The sequence below is a fragment of the Bradyrhizobium sp. B097 genome, from assembly GCF_038957035.1.
Classification (GTDB): Bacteria; Pseudomonadota; Alphaproteobacteria; order Rhizobiales; family Xanthobacteraceae; genus Bradyrhizobium.
In genome coordinates this window covers 5,441,427-5,464,454 of the sequence record NZ_CP152412.1, presented here as the reverse complement: position 1 = coordinate 5,464,454, position 23,028 = coordinate 5,441,427, and the positions used below count along the sequence as shown (strand labels likewise).

22 protein-coding genes are annotated in these 23,028 nt (G+C 63.3%); 14 read left to right on the top strand and 8 right to left on the bottom strand.

Features of this window, described 5'->3' with window-relative positions:
* Nucleotides 1-463 precede the first annotated feature (463 nt).
* A complete protein-coding gene (gene rlxS / locus AAFG07_RS25845; protein WP_342722650.1) occupies nucleotides 464-2,449 on the top strand; it encodes a relaxase/mobilization nuclease RlxS in 1,986 nt (661 codons plus the stop codon).
* 10 nt (nucleotides 2,450-2,459) lie between these two features.
* Here rlxS and AAFG07_RS25840 read toward each other — a convergent pair whose 3' ends face one another.
* Together AAFG07_RS25840 and AAFG07_RS25835 are read right to left on the bottom strand one after the other, a co-directional pair.
* The gene (locus AAFG07_RS25840; RefSeq protein ID WP_342722649.1) at nucleotides 2,460-3,050 is read right to left on the bottom strand and encodes an RES family NAD+ phosphorylase; all 591 of its coding nucleotides are present in this window, start codon (nucleotides 3,048-3,050) and stop codon (nucleotides 2,460-2,462) included.
* Nucleotides 3,047-3,712 carry a hypothetical protein gene (locus AAFG07_RS25835; protein ID WP_342722648.1) on the bottom strand — a complete coding sequence of 222 codons (666 nt, stop codon included), beginning with the start codon at nucleotides 3,710-3,712 and terminating at the stop codon, nucleotides 3,047-3,049. The genes AAFG07_RS25840 and AAFG07_RS25835 overlap by 4 nt, the downstream gene beginning before the upstream one ends.
* Before the next feature lie 558 nt (nucleotides 3,713-4,270).
* Between AAFG07_RS25835 and AAFG07_RS25830 the strand changes: the two genes are divergently transcribed.
* The 12 genes from AAFG07_RS25830 (at nucleotide 4,271) to AAFG07_RS25775 (ending at nucleotide 16,260) form a co-directional block, all read left to right on the top strand.
* Complete coding sequence (locus AAFG07_RS25830; RefSeq protein ID WP_342722647.1) at nucleotides 4,271-6,298, top strand: conjugal transfer protein TraG; 2,028 nt, start codon at nucleotides 4,271-4,273, stop codon at nucleotides 6,296-6,298.
* A gap of 12 nt (nucleotides 6,299-6,310) precedes the next feature.
* Nucleotides 6,311-6,868 carry a CopG family transcriptional regulator gene (locus tag AAFG07_RS25825; RefSeq protein WP_342722646.1) on the top strand — a complete coding sequence of 186 codons (558 nt, stop codon included), beginning with the start codon at nucleotides 6,311-6,313 and terminating at the stop codon, nucleotides 6,866-6,868.
* A complete protein-coding gene (gene trbB, locus AAFG07_RS25820; RefSeq protein WP_342722645.1) occupies nucleotides 6,861-7,844 on the top strand; it encodes a P-type conjugative transfer ATPase TrbB in 984 nt (327 codons plus the stop codon). The genes AAFG07_RS25825 and trbB overlap by 8 nt, the downstream gene beginning before the upstream one ends.
* A gap of 82 nt (nucleotides 7,845-7,926) precedes the next feature.
* The gene (locus tag AAFG07_RS25815; protein ID WP_342729242.1) at nucleotides 7,927-8,223 is read left to right on the top strand and encodes a TrbC/VirB2 family protein; all 297 of its coding nucleotides are present in this window, start codon (nucleotides 7,927-7,929) and stop codon (nucleotides 8,221-8,223) included.
* Nucleotides 8,223-8,480: a VirB3 family type IV secretion system protein gene (locus AAFG07_RS25810; protein WP_342722644.1), complete on the top strand. Its 258-nt coding sequence runs from the start codon at nucleotides 8,223-8,225 to the stop codon at nucleotides 8,478-8,480. The genes AAFG07_RS25815 and AAFG07_RS25810 overlap by 1 nt, the downstream gene beginning before the upstream one ends.
* Nucleotides 8,474-11,059 (top strand): conjugal transfer protein TrbE, encoded by a 2,586-nt coding sequence (gene trbE, locus AAFG07_RS25805; RefSeq protein WP_342729241.1) that lies wholly within the window; start codon nucleotides 8,474-8,476, stop codon nucleotides 11,057-11,059. Before AAFG07_RS25810 ends, trbE begins: the two co-directional genes overlap by 7 nt.
* Before the next feature lie 26 nt (nucleotides 11,060-11,085).
* Nucleotides 11,086-11,838, top strand: coding sequence for a P-type conjugative transfer protein TrbJ (trbJ, locus tag AAFG07_RS25800; RefSeq protein ID WP_342722643.1), 753 nt, complete (start codon nucleotides 11,086-11,088; stop codon nucleotides 11,836-11,838).
* Between the two features lie 11 nt (nucleotides 11,839-11,849).
* Nucleotides 11,850-13,004, top strand: a complete 1,155-nt coding sequence (trbL, locus tag AAFG07_RS25795; RefSeq protein WP_342722642.1) for a P-type conjugative transfer protein TrbL — start codon at nucleotides 11,850-11,852, stop codon at nucleotides 13,002-13,004.
* A gap of 3 nt (nucleotides 13,005-13,007) precedes the next feature.
* A complete protein-coding gene (gene trbF / locus AAFG07_RS25790; RefSeq protein ID WP_342722641.1) occupies nucleotides 13,008-13,712 on the top strand; it encodes a conjugal transfer protein TrbF in 705 nt (234 codons plus the stop codon).
* A complete protein-coding gene (gene trbG / locus AAFG07_RS25785; RefSeq protein WP_342722640.1) occupies nucleotides 13,709-14,734 on the top strand; it encodes a P-type conjugative transfer protein TrbG in 1,026 nt (341 codons plus the stop codon). Before trbF ends, trbG begins: the two co-directional genes overlap by 4 nt.
* On the top strand, nucleotides 14,731-16,020 hold the full coding sequence (locus AAFG07_RS25780) for a TrbI/VirB10 family protein (protein ID WP_342722639.1): 1,290 nt from the start codon (nucleotides 14,731-14,733) through the stop codon (nucleotides 16,018-16,020). Before trbG ends, AAFG07_RS25780 begins: the two co-directional genes overlap by 4 nt.
* Before the next feature lie 3 nt (nucleotides 16,021-16,023).
* Nucleotides 16,024-16,260 carry a DUF2274 domain-containing protein gene (locus AAFG07_RS25775; RefSeq protein ID WP_342722638.1) on the top strand — a complete coding sequence of 79 codons (237 nt, stop codon included), beginning with the start codon at nucleotides 16,024-16,026 and terminating at the stop codon, nucleotides 16,258-16,260.
* A 1-nt stretch (nucleotide 16,261) separates the two neighbouring features.
* On the opposite strand, the gene AAFG07_RS25770 is transcribed toward AAFG07_RS25775, so the two are convergent.
* On the bottom strand, nucleotides 16,262-17,362 hold the full coding sequence (locus tag AAFG07_RS25770) for a site-specific integrase (protein ID WP_342722637.1): 1,101 nt from the start codon (nucleotides 17,360-17,362) through the stop codon (nucleotides 16,262-16,264).
* Between the two features lie 170 nt (nucleotides 17,363-17,532).
* Here AAFG07_RS25770 and dusA point away from each other — a divergent pair, with 170 nt between their 5' ends.
* Nucleotides 17,533-18,492: a tRNA dihydrouridine(20/20a) synthase DusA gene (gene dusA, locus AAFG07_RS25765; protein WP_342722636.1), complete on the top strand. Its 960-nt coding sequence runs from the start codon at nucleotides 17,533-17,535 to the stop codon at nucleotides 18,490-18,492.
* A gap of 2 nt (nucleotides 18,493-18,494) precedes the next feature.
* Here dusA and AAFG07_RS25760 read toward each other — a convergent pair whose 3' ends face one another.
* The 5 genes from AAFG07_RS25760 to AAFG07_RS25740 form a co-directional block, all read right to left on the bottom strand.
* Nucleotides 18,495-19,391 (bottom strand): LysR family transcriptional regulator, encoded by an 897-nt coding sequence (locus AAFG07_RS25760; protein ID WP_342722635.1) that lies wholly within the window; start codon nucleotides 19,389-19,391, stop codon nucleotides 18,495-18,497.
* A 186-nt stretch (nucleotides 19,392-19,577) separates the two neighbouring features.
* Entirely contained in the window at nucleotides 19,578-20,756 is a 1,179-nt protein-coding gene (locus AAFG07_RS25755) for a muconate/chloromuconate family cycloisomerase (protein ID WP_342722634.1), read from the bottom strand.
* A 68-nt stretch (nucleotides 20,757-20,824) separates the two neighbouring features.
* Nucleotides 20,825-21,694, bottom strand: coding sequence for an intradiol ring-cleavage dioxygenase (locus AAFG07_RS25750; protein ID WP_176532048.1), 870 nt, complete (start codon nucleotides 21,692-21,694; stop codon nucleotides 20,825-20,827).
* Nucleotides 21,695-21,766: 72 nt separating this feature from the next.
* Nucleotides 21,767-22,291: a flavin reductase family protein gene (locus AAFG07_RS25745; RefSeq protein ID WP_212315237.1), complete on the bottom strand. Its 525-nt coding sequence runs from the start codon at nucleotides 22,289-22,291 to the stop codon at nucleotides 21,767-21,769.
* Nucleotides 22,288-22,899 (bottom strand): FAD synthetase, encoded by a 612-nt coding sequence (locus AAFG07_RS25740; RefSeq protein ID WP_342722633.1) that lies wholly within the window; start codon nucleotides 22,897-22,899, stop codon nucleotides 22,288-22,290. The genes AAFG07_RS25745 and AAFG07_RS25740 overlap by 4 nt, the downstream gene beginning before the upstream one ends.
* Nucleotides 22,900-23,028: the final 129 nt, after the last annotated feature.

The window sequence follows — 23,028 nt, the reverse complement described above, 5'->3', positions numbered from 1 at the left end:
CCGCCGGCTGAGATACGATCGGCCGGCCGGATTTTCCGCGCGGCGTTCTGCGCTGATCTCTCCGGATTTCGGGTCGCGTTGGACTCCCGTTTTCGATCTCCGCACGTGCTGTTTCGCCAGTCTAGCTAGCGGCCGCAGCACGAGCGGGACTGCTCGCCGCGCCCGAATTGCTGCTCGCGCGATGACCGAAATCCAACTCCTGGCGCCACTTGCCCCTCAGGCCCCGTGGCGATTTGAGCAAAGCGGGAGCCAACAGGGCCGAGGACTGAGCAGGGTGGGGCGTAAGGCAAGATTAAAGCACTGGCGCTCGACGAGCTCCAAGTCCTTGCCTGCACATCCAGGAGTTGGTGATACGGCGCAACGCGATCACGCCATTTGGGCTTCAAGCCAATGCCGGTGCGCGTCATTCACGTCTGCGACTTGGCGAAGGCTCTTTGGCTTCACATATCCGCGGTCTTCTTGAGTGGGAGCCCGCGCCATGTATGGTGTCGATGACGACGAACTCGAACCGAAGCTCGGCAGGATCGGCAACCGCAAGGCCAGGAAGCCGGCCGGATATCTTCGGCGCGTTCGGCAGGTTGCAGAACGCACCGGTCACAGGGCTCACCGCGAGTCGAATTTCTCGGGCGGCCGGATCGGCCGCGGATACGCCCAAGGTGCGGTGTTTGCCGGGGGCGGCCGGAGCAAAGGGCAGCGCCGGGTCGTGGTCAAGGCGCGGATCGTGCGCATCAAGGCCGGCGACACCGGCGCCGTGCGGGCGCATCTGCGCTATGTGCAACGCGACGGCGTGACGCGAACAGGTGAACCGGGCCGACTATATGATGCAGCGAACGACCGTGCCGACGGCAAGGCGTTCACTGAACGCAGCGCCGCCGACCGCCACCAGTTTCGCTTCATCGTGGCACCGGAGGACAGCGCGGAGCTCGCCGATCTGAAGCCTTTCATCCGTGACCTGATGCGGCAGATGGAGAGCGACCTCGACACCAGGCTCGAGTGGGTCGCAGCGGATCATTTCAATACGGGCCATCCGCATAGCCATGTTGTGCTCCGCGGCAAAGATGAAGCGGGGCATGATCTCGTGATCGCGCGGGACTATATCGCCCACGGCCTTCGGGCGCGGGCGTCTGATCTGGTTACCCGCGAGCTTGGTCCCGAAACCGAGATCGAGGCTGCGCGCAAACTTCAGCAGAAGGTTACCGCCGAGCGCTTCACGCGGCTTGACCGGGCTATCCTGCGTGACGCCCTGGATGGTGTCCTTGAGCCTGCTGCAAAGGCCGCGCGTGATCCGGTCTGGCACACGATGCGGATGGGCCGGCTGCGGATGCTCGAGCGGATGGGATTGGCGGCAGAAGACGATCCCGGTCGCTGGCGCCTTGACCCTGAGCTCGAGCCGAAGCTCAGGCGGATGGGCGAGCGTGGCGATATCATCAAGACCATGCATCGCGAGCTAAGTGCGGCGGGAATTTCGCGGGCGGCAGGAAGCTATGCGATCTTCGATCCACGGAGCGAAGGCCAGCGCCTGATCGGGCGGGTCATTGGCGAAGGGTTTGCGGACGAGCTAACGGAACGCCGCTATGTGGTGATCGATGGGGTCGACGGGCGGACGCACTATGCCGAGGTCGGTGCTCTCGGCGCCAACGAAGAGCTGCCCGCGCGGAGCACGATTCTGGAGCTTAGGCCGCGTTCGGCGGAGCGCCGCCCGGTGGATCGAACAATCGCTGAAGTGGCCGCGGCCAATGCCGGTCTTTACAGCGAGCGCCTGCACCGCGAGTTGGATCCTCAGGCATCGGCCGAATATATCGGAACCCATGTCCGGCGACTGGAGGCGATGCGCCGTCAAGGGACGGTGAGCCGTCTTGCCGATGGCGACTGGAAGGTCGGCGAGGATTATCTCGATCGGGCGCTTCGGTACGAGGAACAGCAGCGCTCGCGCAATCCGATATGCGTTGCGGTGCTGTCGTGGCGAAGGCTCGAAGAGCTGCCGCAGGCGGTCGGTGCGACCTGGCTCGATCGAAAGCTTCTTGCAAAGGAATCCGAGGGGCTCGCGCCGACCGGCTTCGGCGCGGAGGTGGAGACGGCCCTGCGCGCGAGACGGCAATGGCTGATCGAACAAGGGCTCGCGCGGGAGGAAGGAGGGCGGGTGCGCTATGCGCGGAACATGCTGCATACCCTTGAGGAGCGCGAGCTGGCGAGGACCGCGGCGGACATTTCCGCTCGCACCGGGCTCGAATACCGCAACGTCAGGTCTGGCGACAGCCTCGGCGGCGTCTACAAGCGGATGCTAACGCTCAATAGCGGACGATACGCGCTGATCGAGCAGTCGCGCGAATTTGTCCTGGTGCCCTGGCGGCCGGTTCTGGAACGCGCGCGCGGGCAAGTCGTCAGCGGCAGCGTTGGCGGAGACGGCATTTCGTGGTCGATCGGACTGAAGCGGGGCATCGGACGCTAGTGCGGAGTGGTTAGCCGGGTGCAAGTCCGACCCTGTATCGTTGCGCAAGGCGCCAGAACCAGTCCTGATCGAGGTTGGTCTGTCGATCGATTTCTTTGACCGAGCTGCGTGCGCGATCAAACAGCGCATAGCAAAGGCCTTCGTCGTCGTGGCGGGCGTAATAGGCGATGCCGTCGGGATTGAGCGGATGGCCGAAAAGCGCCTTCGACCAGGCCTGCGGTACGTCGTAAGGCAGCCCACCATGCACCACCTCGGCGGTCGCGCCGAGAATAGCGAGCGAGGGGCCGGCCAGTCTGATCAGCGAAAGATCTGCTGCAATCTCGAGGCGAGCGTAGGCCTTGCGGCTGAGCATGCTGGTATCGAGCAGGGTCCGTCCCGGCACGCGGAGGAACGTTTCTGCGAAAGCGCCAAAAGGCTCCCGGGCCGCATAGAGAACGCCATAGCTCCCGTCGGGAGCGTTCAGCCGGCCGAGACGCGAGGCGTCGAAAAAGATCGGATCGTACGCGGCGGTGTAGAACCGATGAACGACCGTGCCCGCCCGCAGCCGGACCTGGCGGGGACGGCGGCGATCCAGATCGTCCGGCGGCAGTGGAGCCGTCACGCGCCTTGCTGAGCCATGCGCCGGGCGGCCTCGACCACAAGTTCAACCTTGCCTTCCCTCAGAAGATCGATCGGCTTGCGGCCACCCAGCCGGTCGTCAGACTGGGCCAGGAAATTCAGGACGGTCCAGGGGTTGTTGGTTGGCAGCGCCTCCTGGACGAGCTTGAGACCCTCGACGACAGTGCCGTCGATGTTGAACTGAAGGGTCGGAAAGCTCCGGTGGTTGCTGGGACCGGGAACGGCAAGGAGGCTGCCTTCCTGCACGCGCTTGTCGACAGCCTGCCGGGAGATTCCCCGCAGGAGCGTTCTGACCTGGTCCAGATCATACGCGCCGCCGGATCGCCGAAGATCCTCCTGCGCGATGCGGACGCCCTCGAGAACGGCGAGCGCGCGGGCATCGGGCGCGAAGGCGTCCTTGTTGACGACCGCGGTTCTCCTTGCAGCCTCGGAGAAATACCGGAACGCCTGACCCGTCAGTTGCTTGTTTCGCTCATGCACCTTCTGCAGTGCAGTCGCGCTCTTGGAAACAATCGCAACCTGCGCGTCAGCGGGAAGCGCGAGGCTCTTCAGAGCGGCGGGCTTCTGCTTAAGTACCATCATCACGCCGTCCTCGTGGACGGACAGATCCTCGGTACCCGAGGGCTTTGACTGTGCTTTGGACATGAGCTGAACTCCGCCTTGAATATCGGGATAATATGCAACTTTGTCAACTTTGACAAAATATAACAATGGTATTTTGGTAGTCTAAACTGAACCGGTTGTGGATTCCCGGCGGCATTCTCCGCAAATCATGCGGAGAATGGAGCCGACCAATCTCCGCACGGGCTCGTGGCGCGAGATCGGATGGCGACTTGGGCAGTCCGTCGCGCAGCGATATTGGTTTCGTCGACGCGCACCCTTTTCAGGCTGACGGTCGATGCGACCATCGACGTTGAAAGCACAAGCGGCCTTCGTTCGATTCGCTCACTCGCTGCGGCGTGCGCGTGTGCGATGAGCAATCCGGGCGAGGTCAGACCAGTGATCCAATTTGGTCAAGCGGTTCACCTTCAATTGAGGAGTTTCCTCAACCACGCTGAGACTGCCGCAGCAACGATCTTGCTTCGATGGGTTTGATCGACCCGGATCTCGTTGCCGGCGGCGATTTTTATTCAGGTTGAACGCGAGGCGCCATCCCGCTTTTCATCTCGCCGCGCTCGTTGCGAGCGTCGAGTGGGGCGGCAAATGTTTCCAACAAGAATCTATGTCGGCCAGATCACGGTCGTCCTCGGTATCGTCGTCGCGTCGACATGGGGAGCGACGCAATGGACGGCGGCAGCGCTCGGATTTCAGGCGCGGCTTGGCGCAACGTGGTTCGCCATTGGCGGCTATCCGGTCTATCTGCCCTGGCGATTGTTCGAATGGTGGTTCGCCTATGAGGCCTACGCGCCCGAGATATTTGAGGAGGGCGGGGCTATCGCTGCGGCTGGCGGCATTGCGGGCGCGCTGTTTGCAGTCGTCAATTCGGTGTGGCGGGCGCGGCAAAACCAGTTGGTCACGACCTACGGCTCCGCGCGTTGGGCAAATCGGAAGGAAATCCGCGCTGCCGGCCTGTTCGCCGGCAGGGGTGTGTTCCTCGGACGATTTGAAGATCACTATCTGCGTCACGACGGACCCGAGCACGTCATGTGCTTTGCACCGACACGGTCCGGCAAGGGCGTGGGGCTGGTGCTTCCGACGTTGCTGTCCTGGACTTCATCGGCGGTCGTGCATGACATCAAGGGCGAAAACTGGGAGCTGACGTCTGGCTGGCGCTCAACCTTCTCGCATTGCCTGCTGTTCAATCCGACCGATCCAAGAAGCGCGCGCTACAATCCACTGCTCGAGGTGCGCAAAGGTGCGGCCGAAGTCCGCGATGTCCAGAACATTGCCGATATCCTGGTCGATCCGGAAGGGGCACTGGAGCGCCGAAGCCACTGGGAAAAGACCAGCCACTCGCTGCTCGTCGGCGTCATCCTCCACGTCCTTTATGCAGAGCAACAAAAGACGCTGACGCGCGTCACTGAGATCCTGGCCGATCCAGCGCAGTCCTTTGAAAAGACGCTGCGGATCATGCTGGCCACCAACCATCTCGGAACGGAGGCCGAGCCGAAGGTCCATCCCGTCGTCGCCGCGACCGCGCGCGAGCTCCTCAACAAATCTGAAAATGAGCGTTCCGGCGTGCTGTCCACCGCCGTGAGTTTCCTTGGCCTCTATCGCGATCCGGTCGTGAGCCGGAATACCGAGAGCTGCGACTGGCGTATCGCCGATCTCGTCACCGCGGAGAAGCCGGTCACGCTCTATCTGGTCGTGCCGCCGTCGGACATCAGCCGCACCAAGCCGCTGATCCGGCTGATCCTCAATCAGATTGGCCGCCGGTTGACCGAGTCCCTGAACATCAAGGCAGGCGACGCCAAGCATCGCCAACTCCTTCTTATGCTGGATGAGTTTCCAGCGCTCGGCCGGCTTGATTTCTTCGAGAGCGCGCTCGCCTTCATGGCCGGCTACGGCATCCGGGCCTATCTGATCGCGCAGTCGCTCAATCAAATCGCCAAGGCCTATGGCGAGAACAATGCGATCCTGGACAATTGCCATGTTCGTATCGCCTTTGCCGCCAATGACGAGCGCACGGCGAAGCGCATTTCAGATGCGCTCGGCACCGCAACCGAACTACGGGCACAGAGGAACTATGCCGGTCACCGGCTCGCGCCCTGGCTCGGTCACGTCATGGTCAGCCGCCAGGAAACTGCTCGGCCGCTGCTCACGCCCGGCGAAGTGATGCAGCTGCCGCCCGATCAGGCCATCGTGCTTGTCTCGGGGCTGGCGCCGGTTCGGGCTCGTAAGCTCAGGCACTATGACGATGCGAATTTTGTGACGCGCTTGCGTCCGTCGCCGCACCTCGCTGCTGGCGCATATCGCGACCGCCCGGCCGCACGTGCCAGCGATTGGGGTCGCCAGATCCGGACGGTCGATCTCCGGTTGGCAACGCTTCCATACCGCGACCTCATGCAGGCGGGTGCGGAGGAAGGTGGGCTCAAGCAGCAACTGCCGCTGTTCGAGGAGGTCCATCCTCAAGCCGAGGCGACGCGGTTTACCGAGGAGCGGCTGCTCGACGACGACGCAGATGCCGCGGCGGATCGCAACCAGATGCAGCGCGCGGCGAACGCCTCCAGCGCTATCCGCAGCGCTCACGCCGTCACGCGCGATGACGACGATCTTCTTCCTGCATTCTGAAGGACACTCCCAATGAAACCAAAACTATCCGCCTATGTCTCCGATAGCGTGGCGCAGCGGCTCGAGCTCGCGGCCAGGCGGCCCGGCACCAACAAGTCGGCGATCGTCGACGCCGCCCTCGACCGCTTTCTCAATCCTGAGCGGGACGCGAGCGGGGACGCGGCCCTGATCCGCCGGCTCGACCGGATGAGCCGGCAGCTCGATCGCGCGGACCGTGATCTCTCGATCATGGCAGAAACCTTTGCACTGTTCGTTCGCTACTACCTGACGATCACGCCGCCGCTGCCGGCCGGAGACCAGGATGCCGCGCGTGCGCTGGGGCGCGAGCGGTTCGAGATGTTCGTCGCGCAGGTCGGCAAGCGGATCGCCTCCGGCGGCCGGCTCGTGGCCGATGTCATGGAACAGGTCTCGACGTCAAATCCGGATCTGTTCATGCGGCATCTGGAGGAGGGCGCGCCGCTCGGCGCCGGAAAGGCACAGACCACAACAACAGAATCCCGCTCGCACCACGCGACGGGCCAGCAGCCGGAGCCGTCTCCGGCGGGGCGAGAGGAGGCCGGCCATGTCTGACCTTCTCTCGCCCGAAACCCGCGAGCGCCGCCGCGGGATGTTGCGGACCGCGATGGGACCGGCGATCGCGCTGGCCCTGGAAGAGGCCGAGGTCGTCGAGGTGATCGTCAACCCCGACGGCAGGCTTTGGCTCGAGCGGCATCGGTCTGGACGCGCGGATACCGGCGTCATTCTGACGCCGCAGGAATCGGAGCGGATCATCCGTCTGGTCGCAAGCCACGTTCGGGCCGAGGCGAGTGCATCCTTCCCGATCATCTCGGCCGAGCTTCCCGAAACCGGTGAAAGGTTCGAAGGCGTGCTGCCGCCGGTCTCGCTTGCGCCGTGCTTTGCCATCCGCAAGCCCGCAACGACGACTTTTCTGCTCTCCGACTACGTCAGGACGCAGATTGCCTCGCCCCTGATGGCCAAGGTGTTGGCGGCGGCGGTCGTCGAGGGCCGTAGCATCCTGGTTGCGGGCGGCACCGGATCGGGCAAGACGACACTTGCCAATGCGCTGCTGGCGGAGATTGCGCTCCTTGATGAGCGCATCGTCATCATCGAGGACACCCGCGAGCTGCACTGTGAGGCCAAGGATGTCGTCACGCTCCGCACCAAGCCGGGCGTCGCGAGCCTCGCCGATCTCGTGCGCTCCACGCTTCGCCTGCGCCCCGATCGCATCATCGTCGGCGAGGTGAGGGGCGCCGAAGCCCTCGACATGCTGAAGGCCTGGAATACCGGACATCCCGGCGGGATCGCCACGGTTCACGCCAACTCGGCGCGCGCTGCGCTCTATCGGATCGAGCAATTGATCCAGGAGGCGGTAGCCACCGTGCCGCGCCGCCTCATCGCCGAGGCGATCGACCTTGTCGTTTTCATCAGGGGACGGGGCCCCGCGCGCCGGATCGAGGCGGTCGCCGAGCTCAAGGGCCTTGATCCTTCCGGCGATTACCTCCTGGAGACCCCGCCTGGGCTTCCAAACACTTCCCATCGTCCCTGACCCGCACGGAGAGTACAACATGGCTGTTTTGACGCGTTCAACGGCGCGCTTCCGCTTTCGTCGAGCTCACAGGCGCTTCTTCATCGGGTTCGGAGCAGGCGTCACATGCGTACTCCTCTCCGCTTCGGTCGCACACGCCGCAGGCTCAGGCATGCCGTGGGAGGCGCCGCTTGAGCGCATCCTGGAGTCGGTGCAGGGACCGGTCGCCAAGATCGTCGCTGTCATCATCATCACGGTGACCGGCATTTCGCTCGCCTTCGGTGACACCTCAGGTGGGTTCCGCAAGTTGGTCCAGGTCGTCTTTGGCCTCTCCATCGCCTTCGCGGCAAGCTCCTTCTTCCTGTCGTTCTTCTCCTTCGGCGGCGGAGCACTGATCTGATGCGTCCCGATGGCTTCGAACTCGTGCTTCACCGCTCGTTGACCGCGCCCATTCTGATCGGTGGCGCGCCGCGCTCCGCGGCCATCCTGATCGGCACCTTGTCGGCGGTGCTGGCGCTTGGCCTGCGGCTTTGGCTCGCAGGCGTCGTGCTCTGGATCGTCGGTCACACCATCTCGGTGTGGCTCGCCAGGCGCGATCCCGCCTTTGTCGAGGTCGCAATCCGTCACACCAAGCACAAGGGGTGGCTCGCATGCTGAATTTGAGAGAATTCCGTTCCCATGCCTATCGTCTGGCCGACTGGCTGCCCTGGGCATGCCTCATCGCGCCCGGCGTGATCCTGAACAAGGACGGCAGCTTTCAACGCACCATGCGCTACCGGGGCCCGGATCTCGATAGTGCGACCGAGGCCGAGCTCATGAGCGTGGTCTCGCGGGTGAACAACGTTCTGAAGCGCTTTGGCTCGGGCTGGGCGCTATTCTTCGACGCCACGCGGATTCCGGCGTCGGAATATCCGCGCTCACGCTTTCCCGACGCGGTGTCGTGGCTTGTCGATGAGGAACGGCGGGCCGCCTTCGAAAGTGCGTCCGAGGCATCGTGGGACGATCCGTCACGTCCGCGCGGTCAGCATTTTGAGAGCGTGCTTCACCTCACTTTGATGTATTTGCCGCCGGCCGAGCGCGTGTCGCGGCTGGAAGGATTGTTCCTCGAGCGTTCGCGAGACAACCGGGGCGTGGGGTCGTCACGGCGTAGGCGGCATAGGCAGCAGGCTTCCGCGCCTCGGCATGAGGGCGCCCGGCCGGATGAATCGGTCTCCACGACTGCTCGTAAAGCTGGTCAGCCTCGGTCATCGCGGGAGCACAGCTATCGCGATCATCTCGAGCGCTTTGTCCAGGAGACGGACCGGGCGATCGATCTCTTGTCTTCGGTCCTTCCCGAGATCCGGCCGCTCGATGACGGGGAGACACTGACCTACCTGCATAGCTGCGTCTCGACCAAGCGGCACCCGGTCGCCGTGCCTGAGATTCCGGCCTATCTGGATTGTTTTCTGAGCGACGAACCGCTGACCGGTGGATTGTCGCCGGCGATCGGCCGAAGCCACCTTCGTGCGCTGACCGTGCTCGGCTTCCCGCACGTGACCTTTCCTGGGTTGCTGGATGAGCTGAACCGGCTCGGCGTTGCCTACCGCTGGGCCACGCGATTTCTGCCACTCGACCGCACGCAGGCGCATGCTTCGCTATCTCGGTATCGCCGCCAATGGTTTGCCAAGCGCAAATCACTGGGAGCGATCGTGAAGGAGGTCATGTTCAACGAACAGGCCGCGCTCGTGGACACGGACGCCAGCAACAAGGCGGCTGACGCGGACACCGCGTTGACCGAGCTCGGCGACGATCTCGTGGCATTCGGTTACATCACGACGACCGTCACTGTCAGCGACAAGGACGCGCGTGCCGCCGACGACAAGATCCGCCTCGTCGAACGCGTGATCAACAGCCGGGGCTTCACCACGATCCGGGAAAGCGTCAATGCGGTCGAGGCATGGCTCGGCGGTTTGCCGGGGCAGGCCTATGCGAATATTCGCCAACCCATCGTGCACACGCTCAATCTGGCTCACATGTGCCCGTTGTCGGACGTGTGGGCCGGACCGGCGCGATGCGAGCATCTCGATGGGCCGCCACTTCTGATCGCCAAGACCAAGGGGGCGACGCCGTTCCGGCTCTCGCTGCACGCCGGCGACGTCGGGCATTCCATCGTCGTCGGCCCGACTGGCGCCGGCAAGTCGGTGTTGCTGTCGATGCTGGCCTTGCAGTTTCGGCGCTATCCGAATGCCCAGCTGATCATATTCGACAAGGGCCGTTCCGCTCGCGCCACGACCCTTGCGCTGTCGGGTGCGTGGTACGAGCTCGGGGCCAAGGGTGGCATCGCGTTCCAGCCGCTCAAGGATGTAGCCGAGGAGGGCGCGCGGCTCTGGGCGCTCGACTGGCTCTGCGGCGTGCTTGCCCACGAGCGCGTCAGCGTGACGCCCGAGGTCAAGGAGACCCTCTGGTCGGCGCTCAAGAGCCTCGGTACGGCGCCGGTCTCCCAGCGCACGATGACGGGGCTTGTGGCCTTGCTCGCACGAGACGCCCTGCGTCAGGCGCTTCAGCCTTATACGCTGGAGGGACCTTACGGTCGTTTCCTCGATGCGGACGCCGACCGCCTTTCGAGTGCCGACGTCCTGACTTTCGAAATGGAAGAGCTGATGGCGCTGCCGGTGCTGGTCGCACCCGTGCTCACCTATCTCTTCCACACTCTGGAGGCGCGTTTCGATGGGCGCCCGACCTTGCTGGTGCTCGATGAAGCCTGGGTCTTCCTTGACGATCCATTGTTCTCGAGCCGGATTCGTGAATGGCTGAAGACGTTGCGCAAGAAGAATGTGGCGGTGGTGTTTGCCACTCAATCGCTTGCCGATATCGCGGAGAGCGAGATTGCGCCCGCGATCATCGAGTCCTGTCCGAGCCGGATATTCCTGCCCAATCCCCGTGCCCTTGAGCCGACCCAGACCGAAACCTATCGGCGCTTCGGCCTGAACGACACGCAAGTGCGCCTGATCGCCGAGGCCTTTCCCAAGCGCGACTACTACCTGCAGTCGCGTGCCGGCAACCGCCTGTTCGAACTTGGTCTTGGACCGGCCGCGCTTGCGCTCGTCGGGGCGTCCTCGCCGGAGGATCAGCGCGCCATTGACGAGGTCTTAGCCCGCTCGGGGCCCTACCATTTTGCCGAGCGCTATTTCGCTGAACGCGATCTGCACTGGGCCGCCAATCTGATCAGCACCTTTGAACAGGCCCACAGGGCCTGACCCGACCTCAATCTTTGGAGTTTCCTATGCTCGAAAGTATCGGCCGCTTATCTGCGCGTACAACTACAAGAATCTTCGTGACCGTAGCACTATCTATAGTCGTCGCCGTGAATGGATCGCGACGGGTTGGGGCATTCGATATCGTGTTCGACCCCTCAAACTACGGCCAGAATCTTCTGACTGCCGCTCGCACGTTGGAGCAGATCAACAACCAGGTCAGGAGCCTCGAAAATCAGGCCCAGTCGCTTCTCAATCAGGCCAAGCATCTGGCGAGCCTTCCGACCAGCGTCGTCGGTCAGCTGACCTCGACGATCAGTCAGATGAACAGCCTGATCGCTCAAGCGAAAGGCATTTCGTTCGACGTTCAGAGGACGCAGCAGGATTTTGCGCAGCTCTATCCTCGTCAGTATGGCGCCGCGACAACGTCGGACAGGATGGTGCTGGATGCAACCGCACGCTGGAACAACAGCTATGAGGGGCTCAAGCAGGCGCTGACGATGCAGTCGGCCATCGTCAGTAACCTGGACCAGGACGGCCAGACGCTTCGCACGCTGATGACTAATTCGTCAGCCGCGGTCGGCTCCTTGCAGGCCCAGCAGTCCGGCAACGAGTTGCTGGCTCTACAGATCAAGCAAGCAATGCAGATGCAGACGCTGCTGGCGACCCAGGCCCGCGCCGACACGTTGAGGGCGGCCGAGGAGCGCGCATCCGCGGCGGCCGCCCAGGAGCGCTTCATCCGCTTCATCGGCGATGGCCATGCCTACGCCGGCGGCAGATAGGAGAGGGCGCCATGGCTGATCTCTCCGTCATCGATCGCTTCACCGAGACTTTCTCGCGCTATATCGACTCGGGCTTTGGTCTTCTGTCGGGCGAAGTTTCGTTCCTGAGTTCGACACTCGTCGTCATCGATCTCACGCTTGCCGGACTTGCCTGGAGCATGCGGGCCGACGACCAGATCCTGGTGACGCTTGCCAAGAAGATCCTCTACGTCGGTGCGTTCGCCTTCATCATCGGCAACTTCAAGAGCCTTGCCAACATCATCTTCAACTCGTTTTCGGGAATCGGCCTGAAAGCGTCAGGCGGCACATTGAGCGCGGCTGATTTGGCCCGGCCGGGCTTCGTTGCCGCCGCCGGGTTTACTGCAGCGCATCCGCTTCTGGAAGAGGTGAGCCAGTTTTCCGGCCTCGATGTGCTGACGAACCTGCCAACGATCCTGATCATCTTGTTCTGCTGGATCGTGATCGTGCTCGCGTTCTTCGTGCTGTCGGTTCAGCTCTTCGTCACGCTGATCGAGTTCAAGCTGACGACACTTGCGAGCTTCATCCTCGTGCCGTTCGCGCTTTGGGGCAAGACTGCATTCCTCGCCGAAAAGACGCTCGGCAATGTCGTAGCCTCCGGCGTCAAGGTGATGATGCTGGCGATCATTGTCGGCATCGGTTCGACCATCTTCGGTCAACTCGCAAGCACGCTGACGCGACCGGTCGATATTGCGTCGGCCATGAGCTTGCTGCTTGCGGCGCTCTCCCTGTTTGGACTTGGAATCTTTGGTCCGGGCATTGCCGCCGGCCTTGTGTCGGGTGCGCCTCAATTGGGGGCCGGGTCTGCGGCGGGTACAGTCGCTGGTGCGGCTGCTGTTGCGATCGGAGGCGGCGCGGTTGCTGTGGGCGGGCTCCGCATGGCCGCGAGTGGGTCGATGACAGCGGTCCGTTCCGCGGCGTCGCTGGGCGGAGCATCGTCGGTCGGCGGCGGTGCAGCACATGCTGCCGCTGCCGAGCCGTCTGCGGTCGGAAGCGTCGGAGCAGCGAGCGGGGCCGCGGCCCCCGGCTCTTCGCGCGTTGCGGCCTCGGCACTGCACGCCCGGGAGGCAGCGCAGATTGCTGCCCATACCCTGAAGGATGGGGACAAGGGCGGTCATTCCTCGGGTCCGAAGCTCGGGGAGGACTGACACATGGCCGGTCATCCCTTTCAACGCGTATCCGTTCGCTACGGAGAGACGCCAGAGCCCGTGACGCCCTACCAGAAAGCGGGCCAGGTCTGGGACGAGCGGCTGGGGTCCGCGCGAGTTCAGGCGAGCAATTGGCGGCTCGCGGCGCTGGGCATCACCGCTGTGTCCGGTGTTCTCGGGTTAGCGCTGCTCACCGTGATCGCCCGCTCAGGCGTCGTCCCCTATGTGGTCGAAGTCGACCGGTTGGGCGAGGTCCGCGCCGTCGGACCTGCGATGGAAGCGTATCAGCCCTCGGATGCGCAGATCGCGCACTTTCTGGCGCGGTTCATCGAGAACGTTCGTTCGTTGTCGATCGACCCCGTGATTGTCCGCACGAATTGGCTGCGGGCCTACGACTTCGTCACCGATCGCGGCGCGCAAGCCCTGAACGACTACGCGCGAGAAACCGATCCGTTCGCGAAAATCGGCTCGAGGACCGTCACCGCCGAAGTTACCTCGGTGGTGCGTGCATCCGGCGACAGCTTCGAAATCCGCTGGAAGGAGAACGCTTTCGAGAACGGCACGATCGCCAGGACCGAGCGATTCACTGGTCTCGTCACCACGGTTCTCAAACCGCCGGCGGACGCCGAGACGCTGCGCAAGAATCCGCTCGGCCTCTACGTTCATTCCCTCAACTGGTCGCGCGACCTCATCGGAGACGCCAAATGAATTCTGCTGCCACAACCAAGCTCGCGTCGGCCAGCGTCCTGGTCCTGTCGCTTGTGCTCTGCGGATGCGCCACAAAGCTCAACCTCGAAGCACCTTATGATGAGCTGACATTCGAGCAAGCGCTCCCGGAGGCAGATCCGCCGAAGCCCGTCGAAATTGTCGAGGCGCCCAAGGTCCTGCCATTGCCTGGCCAGCTCAAGCCCTATCCGAAGAAGGGCGCCAAGGAAGAAAAGGTGCCGCCTGAGCAGGCGATTGCCAAGGCGAACAAGGCTGCGCGGATGGAGCCGACCCGGGCCGGTTACATCAACGCGATTCAGGTCTATCCGTGGACTGAAGGGGCCCTCTATCGGCTCTATGCCAGCCCCGAGAAGGTCTCGACTATCGCGCTTCAGCCTGGTGAGGAACTGATCGACGTCTCCACGGGCGACACCGTTCGATGGGTGGTCGGCGATACCTCGAGCGGTCAGGGTAGCAGCCGGCGGGTCCATATCCTCGTCAAACCGACGCTTCCGGATGTCCAGACCAATCTGGTGATCCTGACCGACCGGCGCGCCTACCATCTAGAGCTCGTCTCGACCAAGCAGACCTATATGGCTTCGATCTCCTGGACATATCCGACGGATACTCTGGTTGCCCTTCACAAGCAGAACGCGACCGCCCAGGCAAACGAGGAACGGGTCGCCGATCGCGGCGTTCGGCTCGACAGCCTTAACTTCCGCTACCGCATCGAAGGCGATGATCCGCCATGGCGACCCCTGCGGGCGTTCGACGATGGCCGCAAGGTCTTCATCCAGATGCCATCAGGCCTGTCGCAGGGCGAGGCGCCGCCCTTGTTTGTTGCAGGCGCCGACGGTCGTCCAAATCTTGTGAACTATCGCGTCCGGGGCACCTACTACGTTGTTGACCGCATGTTTGGCGCCGCCGAGCTCCGTCTGGGCGAGGATCCCCAGCGCATCGTCCGGATCATCCGCATTGATGCGCGGCCGGTGTCGCAAGCCGTCAACGCCGGGAGTGCCTCATGACAAGCGGGGTGGATCGGGAGCCGCCGGAGCCTCTGGAGCTGCGGGCACGGCCGCGGCCTATTCGCCGGTTGAACACGCGCGCACTCATGATCGGATGCGCGGTCGCTGCATTGTTCATTGCCGGTGCGACGATCTTGGCGCTCCGGCCGCTGCGGTCATTGAAGCAGGCGGACCGGCCAGAGCTATACAACACAGACCGGAAGCAAACAGCGGAGGGGCTGAGCAAGCTGCCCAAATCTTACGAAGAGCTATCGCCGTCAACGCCGCGGCTTGGACCGCCATCTCCGGGCGATATCGGCCGGGCTTTTGCCGAGAATGAAAAGAAAGTCGGCACCGCGTCATCATCGGATCCAGGCTTCCGCACCAACCCGGAAGAGGATGCCGAGAGAGCCGAACGCATTCGCCAGGTGCGTGTCGCGCAACAGGCAAGGGAGTCGGGCCTGTTCTTCCGTCTGTCGGAAAAGCAGGACAAGCGCAGACGCGCTGATGTTACGGAAGTGGCCGTCAGCCCACCGTCCTCCTTCCGGCCACAGGCAGCCGATCCTGGGCCGTCCGCGGCTGAGCTCGCGAAAGCTGCGCGGGCGATGCTCGATCGGTCAGACGAGATCGTGCCCTCGTCGCAGGCGCGAAAGCTCGCCTTTGTGGGAGCGAAAGCTGACACCGAGACCATTAATCCGCATGCGCTTCTGCCGGCGCCCTCCACCTACGCCGTGATGGCGGGGACGATTATACCAGCGAGCCTGGTCACGGGGCTGAACTCGGATTTGCCCGGCGCCACGATCGCTCAGGTCACGGAGAACGTCTACGACACCGTGACGGGCGAGCATCTGCTCGTGCCACAGGGGACGCGGCTCATCGGCAAATACGATAGCGTGGTAGCCTTCGGCCAGAAGCGGGCGCTTGTCGTCTGGACGCGCCTAGTCCTGCCGAATGGCAATTCCATGGTGATCGAGAACCTTCCAGCTACTGATGTTGCGGGCTACGCCGGGCTCGAGGATGAGGTGGACTTCCATACCTGGCAACTGCTCAAGGGCGTGGCCTTGGCGACACTGATCGGAGTAGGGACGCAATTATCGATCGGTCATGACGAGAGCGATCTCGTGAAGGCACTGCGGGAAAGCACGCAGCAGACGACCAATCGTGCTGGTCAACGACTGGTGGAACGCCAGCTCGACGTGCAGCCGACGATCACGGTGCGACCGGGATGGCCGCTGCGGGTGATTGTTTCGAAGGATCTGGTATTGAAACCCTACCGGGATGTTCAGGCAGTGGCTAAGGGTAGGTGAGAGATGAAGCTCGCGAAGCTGCCCGACCGAACTCCGGTGAAAATGAATCTCGTACTTGCGCCAAGCCTAGCCAAGCACCTACGTGAGTACGCCGATTTCTATGCGCAGACGTACGGCACACGAGAGGAAATTGCGGATTTGATTCCGTTTATGCTGCAAGCATTTATCGACACCGACGCGGCATTCAAGAAAATGAGAATCGGCGGTGCCAGCTCTTCGCAGGCCGAACGACAATCCTGATCTACGCCTGTACGGTATCTAGTGTCCGGAGATACTCTTCCAGAGTTGGCTGTGGCTTAGTTTGCAGCTTGTGAAGCTCTTCGGGCCTCAATTTCGTGTAGCGCCGCAACGTGCGCCAATCTTTGTGACCGGTGACCAGCGCGACCTTTTCGATCGTGAGCCCAGCTTCGAACAAGCGGCTTGTACCTTCGTGCCGCAGGTCGTGAAAATGCAGATCCTCGATCTTCAACTCGTCGCAGGCGCGCGTAAATGCCGCGCTTACTGACTTGTGATTATACGGGAATACGCGCCCCTGTCCTTTGGTGATGATGCGCTGCTGGAGCATGATTTCCCAGGCGTCATAGCCGGTCAGATTGAGAAGCGGGACTTTCTGATTGTTACCATCCTTCTTTCTCGGATCCTTGCGGTCCATGATCGTGAGAATCCGCTTCGCCATGTCGACGTCCGGCCAGTCAGGCCGGCAAATCTCCTCTTGCCGCATTGTGGTTGCAACGGCGTATCGGACGATGCGGCCCATCGGGATGACCTGTCGCGGATTGCTCTCGAAATATTCGATGAGCTCGTCGAGCTCATCTTGAGTGGGACGTCGATCTCGCTCATCGGACTTTCCGACGAGACCTAAATGCTTCAACGCGAAACGTGCCAAGCGCACCTCTTCGGCAGAAATTTCGATTCCGTGAACAGCTGCTGCATGCGTTGCGATGGTTCTGATGAACGACATATCGATTGCAAGGGTAGCTGGGCCGGCACCTTCCTTCGCGCGTTTCCTGCCGTATTCGATCAACCTCTCACGGTCGAGACGGGGAAGCTTTACGGTTCCGAGATCCTCCTTCAGAGCCTCCAGGACAGCCGCCTTGGATCGGCGGGGAGGACGACCGACTTCGAGCATGTCTTCGATATGAAGATCGATGATGTCGCCGAAGGTTTTGGCCTTTACAGCGGCTCGGGGCCTGGGTGACCCGCAGCGATCGATATTGCGCTCAATGTCGAGCGCCCATTCCTCGCCATCCTTACGGCGACGGAAGGTCTCCGCCACATAGCGGTTCTTGCGGCGGACCTGGACACGCCAACTCCCGGACGGCAACTGAGTGAAACTGGCCACGGTCGTGTGCACTCCCCAAATCGTGTGCGCTACGTGTGCACTGGCAGGTCAAAACGGGTACAAACGTGTGCAAATTCGGCTAGTTTGGAGTGCACACGTTCGTGTTTCATCCCATTGAAGCATAAGGTAAATCATTGAAATCGCAAGATTATCGCTTTTCCGTGGCCCCGATGATGGATTGGACCGACCGGCAGTGCCGGGTCTTCCATCGCCTGATGTCGCGGCGGGCGCGGCTTTATACGGAGATGCTGACGACGGGTGCGGTGATCCACGGCGACCGGGCGCGGTTGCTCGGCTTCGATGCCAGCGAGCACCCGGTGGCGCTGCAGCTCGGCGGTTCCGATCCGCGCGATCTCGCGACTGCCGCGCAGATCGGCGAGGACTTCGGCTATGACGAAATCAATCTCAATGTCGGCTGTCCGTCCGATCGGGTGAAGGACGGCCGGTTCGGCGCCTGCCTGATGGCGGAGCCCGCGCTGGTTGCCGAGGGCGTTGCGGCGATGAAGCGCGCGGTGAAGATTCCCGTCACGGTGAAGTGCCGGATCGGCATCGACGACCAGGATCCGGAAGTCGCGCTCGATACGCTGGCGCGCGGCGTGATTGCCGCAGGCGCGGATGCGCTCGTCGTGCACGCGCGCAAGGCCTGGCTCAACGGATTGTCGCCTAAGGAGAACCGCGACATCCCGCCGCTCGACTACGATCGCGTCTATCGCCTCAAGGCGGTGCTGCCGAACGTGCCCATCATCATCAACGGCGGCATCACGAGTATCGCCGAAGCGAAGCAGCATCTGGCACAGGTCGATGGCGTGATGCTGGGGCGGGCGGCCTATCAGGAGCCGTGGCGGCTGCTGACCGTCGATTCCGAGCTGTTCGGTGAAACGCCGCCGCACGCCACGATGAAGGACGTCTTCGCGGCGATGCTGCCCTATATCGAGCGGCAACTGGCTGAAGGCACGCGGCTGCATTCGATCACGCGCCATTTCGTCGGTGCTTTCCACGGCGTGCCAGGCGCGCGCGCCTTCCGCAGGCATCTCGCGGAGAACGGCGTTCGGCCGGGCGCCGGGACCGATGTGCTGCGCGAGGCGATCGCACGCGTCGACGACCGCGCGCCTGCGGCGGTCGCGGCCTGAGGCTATTGCTTGCGCTGACGCCGCACGACGTCTTGTGCGATTTTCAGGAAGTTGAAGAGGTGCGGCATCCGGTTGTCGCGCCGGTAGTTCAGCGACAGCGCGGTGCCGGGATTATGTCCCTCATAGGCGCGATAGGCGACACCGGGCCGGTCCGCCTGCGAGACCGATTGCGGCACCAGCGCGATGCCGACGCCGACCGACACCAGGCTGATCGCGGTCTGATAGTCCTGGGCCAGCACCTGCGATTTCGGAATGAAGCCCTCTTCGAGGCAGATATTGAGGATGTGGTCGGCGAAGCTCGGGCGCGGCTTGCGCGGGTAGAGCACGAAGGTCTCGGCCTTCAGCGCAGTCAGCCGCGTGACCTGCTGCTCGAGCAAGGGCGAGGTGTCTGATAGCGCGAGGATCAACGGCTCCTGCAGCAGCGGCTCCGACTTCAATTCCTCGTCGTCGAGCGAGGGCCGGGCGACGGCGATATCGATCTCGCGCTGGATCACCGCGCGCTTCTGCTCGGCGTTGTTCATCGCCGACAGCGCGAGCTCGACGTCGGGATAGGCCGAGCGAAACGCCTTGATCACATTGGGCAGCACGCCATAGGTCGCCGATCCGACGAAGGCGACGCGCAGGTGCCCCGAAAAGCCTTCGCCGATCCGCTTGATCTCGCGGTGCGTCCGATCGAGCCGCTCCAGCACATCGCGCGCACGTTCCAGCAGAACGCTGCCGGCCTGGGTCAAACGGATCTGGCTTCGGCTCCGGTCGATGAGTACGACGCCGAGATCGCTCTCCAGCTGCGCAATCTGCCGGCTGAGCGGCGGCTGGGCGATCGCGAGCCGTGATGCGGCGCGGCCGAAATGCAATTCCTCGGCGACGGCGACGAAGTAGACCAGTCGCCTCAGATCCATGACGTCGTCGCGATCGGTCACGGTCAGCCGAGCGTTTGTCCGCGCGCTTCCGCGGAAGCTGCGGGAAAGGCCTGCCGGGTTTGATATCGCGTGGTCATCGGCGCATGATCGAGACGGTGGTTCCGGCGGGAAGACTGTGCGGGCATCCCTGGATTGTCAATTGTCCGCGCGGACGACGTCATCTGGCTAGTCCTTCCGGGCGAAGGCGCGGATCTTGTCCTCGTCGACCTCGACGCCGAGGCCCGGGCCATCGGGCACGCAGATCTCGAACGCGTCGAATCTGATCGGGTTGACGACGAGGTCTTCCACGAGGATCCGCGGGCCGAAATGCTCGCTTCCCCATTCGAGCCTGGGCAGGGTGGCGAATGCGGCGAGATGCGCGGCCGCGCCGATGCTGCTCTCGAGCAGGCAGCCGCCGTAGAGCTCGAGGCCGTGGGCGCCGGCGACCGCGGCGGCACGCTTCATCTCGAACAGGCCGCCGCTCTTCACGAGCTTCAGCGAATAGACGCTGCCGCAACCCATCGTGGCGACGCGGGCGATTTCCTCCTTGGTGAAGGCCGCTTCGTCGACAAGCAACGGAATGGAAGTGCGCGCCGCGACACGCGCCATGGCTTCCAGCTGCAGTGCCGACACCGGCTGTTCGACCAGCGCGACGTCCAGTTCCTCCAGCGCAGGCATGAAGCGGATGCATTCGGCTTCGGTCCAGCCCTGGTTGACATCGACGATCAGGCGCACCTCGTCGCCGAGGCCGGCGCGCAGCGTCTGCAACCGCTTCAGATCGGCCGGTGGGCGGTTGAAGCCGAACTTGATCTTGAACTGACGATGTTCGCGGCGGCGCAGCTTCTCCTTTGCTTCCTCCAGTTCCTGGCCGCTGTCGCCCGAGGCCAGCGCCCAGATCACTTCCATGCGCTGGCGAACTGCACCACCGAGCAGCGCGCTGGCGGGGAGGCCGAGCGTCTTGCCGGCGGCGTCGAGCAGGGCGGATTCGATGGCGCCCTTGGCGGCGAAATTGCGGGTCGCGGCCTTGCTCATGCGCAAGGCATTGGCTTCGAAGGCGAGGGCAGGCTGCCCGAGCAGCGCCGGCGCCAGGTAATTCGTGACCGCGGCCTTGATCGATTCCACGCTCTCCTCGGCCCAGCGCGGTCCGCCGAGCGTCGAGGCTTCGCCGATGCCCGTCACGCCGTTGTCGAGCAGCGCGCGCACCAGAACGTAGCCCTGATGCGTGACCTCCGTGTTCGAAAGCTTGTGCCGCCGGCGGGTCGGCGCTTCGACGATGGTGGCGCGGATACTGCGGATCGCAGTGTCCCTTGCGAAGTTCCGCACTTGCTCCACGGGCTCGGCGATTTCGATCACGGCACGACTCATAGGTCCTCGCAGGTCAGTTCAAAGTGAACCCTGCCAGGCCTTCCCGGCCTGGCAGGGCGTGGTGTGGATCATTCGGCCGCGACGAGGCGCTCGACCGCCGCCTTCTTGAGCTTGAAGTCGAAATCGAGAACGAGATCGGTGTCGGCGCCGGCCGGCGCCTTGGCGAACTTGCCGATCAGGCTCTGCTTCACGGCGAACACCGAGTCATTGTCGAGATACTTGGTCTCGGAATCGTAGATCTGCGAGATCAGCGATTGATAGCCGTCCTTCGACAGCATGAAGTGAATGTGGCCCGGGCGCCAGGGATGGTGGCCCATGTATTTCAAGAGCTCGCCGCCGGCGCCGTCATAGGGGATCGGGTAGGGCTCGGGACGGAGCGCCACGAAGGCGTATTCGCCGTTGGCGTCGGTGGTGAACCGCCCGCGCAGATTATAGGCTGGCTGCTCGGGGTCTTGCAGGTCATAGAGCCCGTTCGGCGCGTCTTCCCAGACGTCGATGGTGACGCCCTCGATCGGCCGGCCCGCGGTATCGCTGATGCGCCCGCTGACCTTGACGGTCTGCGCGTTGTCGAACGTCTTCTTGATGATGGAGGCGCCCTTGGGCAGCACCGGCGGGTTCTCCCGATAGAACGGCCCGAGCACGGTGGACTCGCTCTCACCATCGGTGACCCGGTGGTCGAGCATGTCGACCAGCACCTCGACGCCGAGAATGTCGGCGATCAGGATGAACTCGTTGCGCTTCTCGTCCGAGATGTCGCCGGCGCGGCGCAGGAATTCGCAGGCGGCGAACCACTCGGCGAAGGTCAGGTCGACCTCCTTGCAGAACGCGTGCATGTGGCGGATCAGGCTCGTCATGATCTGACGGTTGCGATCAGGAATGTCGTTCGAGAGCGCGGCGATCACGTGGTCGGTGATGGTGTCCTTGTTGACGTTCAGCATGGTCGTTTCCTCCTTTTCTTGCAGTTTGGATCAAACTTGCATCCCCGTTTTCGGGAATATCTCCTGGCGGTCTCACCAGACAAATTCGTAAGCCGCATTCTCCAGCATCGCGGGCGCCGGGTGCGGATCGGCAAGGCCGCCGAAGCGGCCGCGGCAGAACAGCAGCGGCTTTTTGCCAGGCTCCAGCGACATCTCGCGGACGTGCCCCAGAAAGATGGTGTGGTCGCCCGCGACGATCTCATCCGCAAGATCGGTCACGAAGTAAGCTGCAGCGTTGGCGATGACGGGCAGCTCGTTGCGGCGTTCGAAGACGTCGCAGAGGTCGAGCCTGGGCTTGCCCGCGAAATGCCAGGCAAGATCCTCCATTCCCTCAGCCAGAATGCTGACCGCAAAGCGGCCGGTGTTCTGGATGTTGCAGAGCATCTTCGCGCTTTTCGCGATCGAGATCGCGACCAGTGGCGGATCGAGCGAAACCGACATGAAGGCGTTGGCCGTCATGCCATGGTCGCGTCCCTCGCAATGCGTGGTGATGATGGTGACGCCGGTGCCGAATTGGCCACAGGCATTGCGCAGCTCGCGCGGATCGATGGCGGTCATGGGTTGATGACCTCGAGTTGGGCGGATCGGTTGGCTGGCGACGCGGTCACGATGTCTCGCCAATTTTCAAGCGCCGACGCGGCGGCCGCAAGGCCGGATCGCCGCAGCGTGCGGATCCGGCTGCTGGAGACGATCTCGCCCTTGCCGCAGCGCACCGGCGGCAGGATGCGCGTGTTGAAGTGCTGACGCAGCAGCTGCGCGGTGCCGCCCTTGCAGGACCCGAAGCGGAAATCCTCGCCGACGATCACCTCACGCGGTTGCAGAAGCTGCAACTCGGCGAGAAAGTCAGCCGCGGTGCGCCGGACATAGATCTGGTTGAAATCGGCGACGATGACATGGTCCGGTGTGAATGTTGCGATGCGCTCGAGCTTTTCGTGCAGCGAGATCAGCGCCTCGGCCTGGCCGAAATATACCTTCGGCGGCGGATCGAAGGTGTAGACCACGGCCGGAATGCCGCGGCGTCGCGCTGCCGCAATGGTCTGCCGGAGCAGTTCCTGATGGCCGCGGTGGACGCCGTCGAACGCGCCGATGGTCACGACGCTGGCGTCGAGGGCCAATTCTCCATCGCGATGGAAAGCGACAGCAGCGCTGTCAAAACCCTTGCCCATGGTTCGCTCCCTTGCCGTGCAGCGTCAGCTGCGGCGCCGCATCGGCCGGACGATCATTGCCGTCTGGTCCGTGCCACCTGAGTCATAGCCCGAGCGGCGGCGGTGCGCGCGGTATGGTGTGATACCTTT

What these genes read in the sequence shown, in the direction of transcription:
- trbE (WP_342729241.1), top strand. Translation starts at nt 8,474, where the DNA reads ATGCTGAATTTGAGAGAATTCCGTTCCCATGCCTATCGTCTGGCCGAC.
- trbB (WP_342722645.1), top strand. Translation starts at nt 6,861, where the DNA reads ATGTCTGACCTTCTCTCGCCCGAAACCCGCGAGCGCCGCCGCGGGATG.
- AAFG07_RS25810 (WP_342722644.1), top strand. Translation starts at nt 8,223, where the DNA reads ATGCGTCCCGATGGCTTCGAACTCGTGCTTCACCGCTCGTTGACCGCG.
- AAFG07_RS25755 (WP_342722634.1), bottom strand. Translation starts at nt 20,756, where the DNA reads ATGAGTCGTGCCGTGATCGAAATCGCCGAGCCCGTGGAGCAAGTGCGG.
- AAFG07_RS25740 (WP_342722633.1), bottom strand. Translation starts at nt 22,899, where the DNA reads ATGGGCAAGGGTTTTGACAGCGCTGCTGTCGCTTTCCATCGCGATGGA.
- AAFG07_RS25825 (WP_342722646.1), top strand. Translation starts at nt 6,311, where the DNA reads ATGAAACCAAAACTATCCGCCTATGTCTCCGATAGCGTGGCGCAGCGG.
- AAFG07_RS25750 (WP_176532048.1), bottom strand. Translation starts at nt 21,694, where the DNA reads ATGCTGAACGTCAACAAGGACACCATCACCGACCACGTGATCGCCGCG.
- AAFG07_RS25745 (WP_212315237.1), bottom strand. Translation starts at nt 22,291, where the DNA reads ATGACCGCCATCGATCCGCGCGAGCTGCGCAATGCCTGTGGCCAATTC.
- trbF (WP_342722641.1), top strand. Translation starts at nt 13,008, where the DNA reads ATGGCCGGTCATCCCTTTCAACGCGTATCCGTTCGCTACGGAGAGACG.
- trbL (WP_342722642.1), top strand. Translation starts at nt 11,850, where the DNA reads ATGGCTGATCTCTCCGTCATCGATCGCTTCACCGAGACTTTCTCGCGC.
- AAFG07_RS25775 (WP_342722638.1), top strand. Translation starts at nt 16,024, where the DNA reads ATGAAGCTCGCGAAGCTGCCCGACCGAACTCCGGTGAAAATGAATCTC.
- trbG (WP_342722640.1), top strand. Translation starts at nt 13,709, where the DNA reads ATGAATTCTGCTGCCACAACCAAGCTCGCGTCGGCCAGCGTCCTGGTC.
- AAFG07_RS25760 (WP_342722635.1), bottom strand. Translation starts at nt 19,391, where the DNA reads ATGGATCTGAGGCGACTGGTCTACTTCGTCGCCGTCGCCGAGGAATTG.
- AAFG07_RS25830 (WP_342722647.1), top strand. Translation starts at nt 4,271, where the DNA reads ATGTTTCCAACAAGAATCTATGTCGGCCAGATCACGGTCGTCCTCGGT.
- trbJ (WP_342722643.1), top strand. Translation starts at nt 11,086, where the DNA reads ATGCTCGAAAGTATCGGCCGCTTATCTGCGCGTACAACTACAAGAATC.
- AAFG07_RS25780 (WP_342722639.1), top strand. Translation starts at nt 14,731, where the DNA reads ATGACAAGCGGGGTGGATCGGGAGCCGCCGGAGCCTCTGGAGCTGCGG.
- dusA (WP_342722636.1), top strand. Translation starts at nt 17,533, where the DNA reads ATGATGGATTGGACCGACCGGCAGTGCCGGGTCTTCCATCGCCTGATG.
- AAFG07_RS25835 (WP_342722648.1), bottom strand. Translation starts at nt 3,712, where the DNA reads ATGTCCAAAGCACAGTCAAAGCCCTCGGGTACCGAGGATCTGTCCGTC.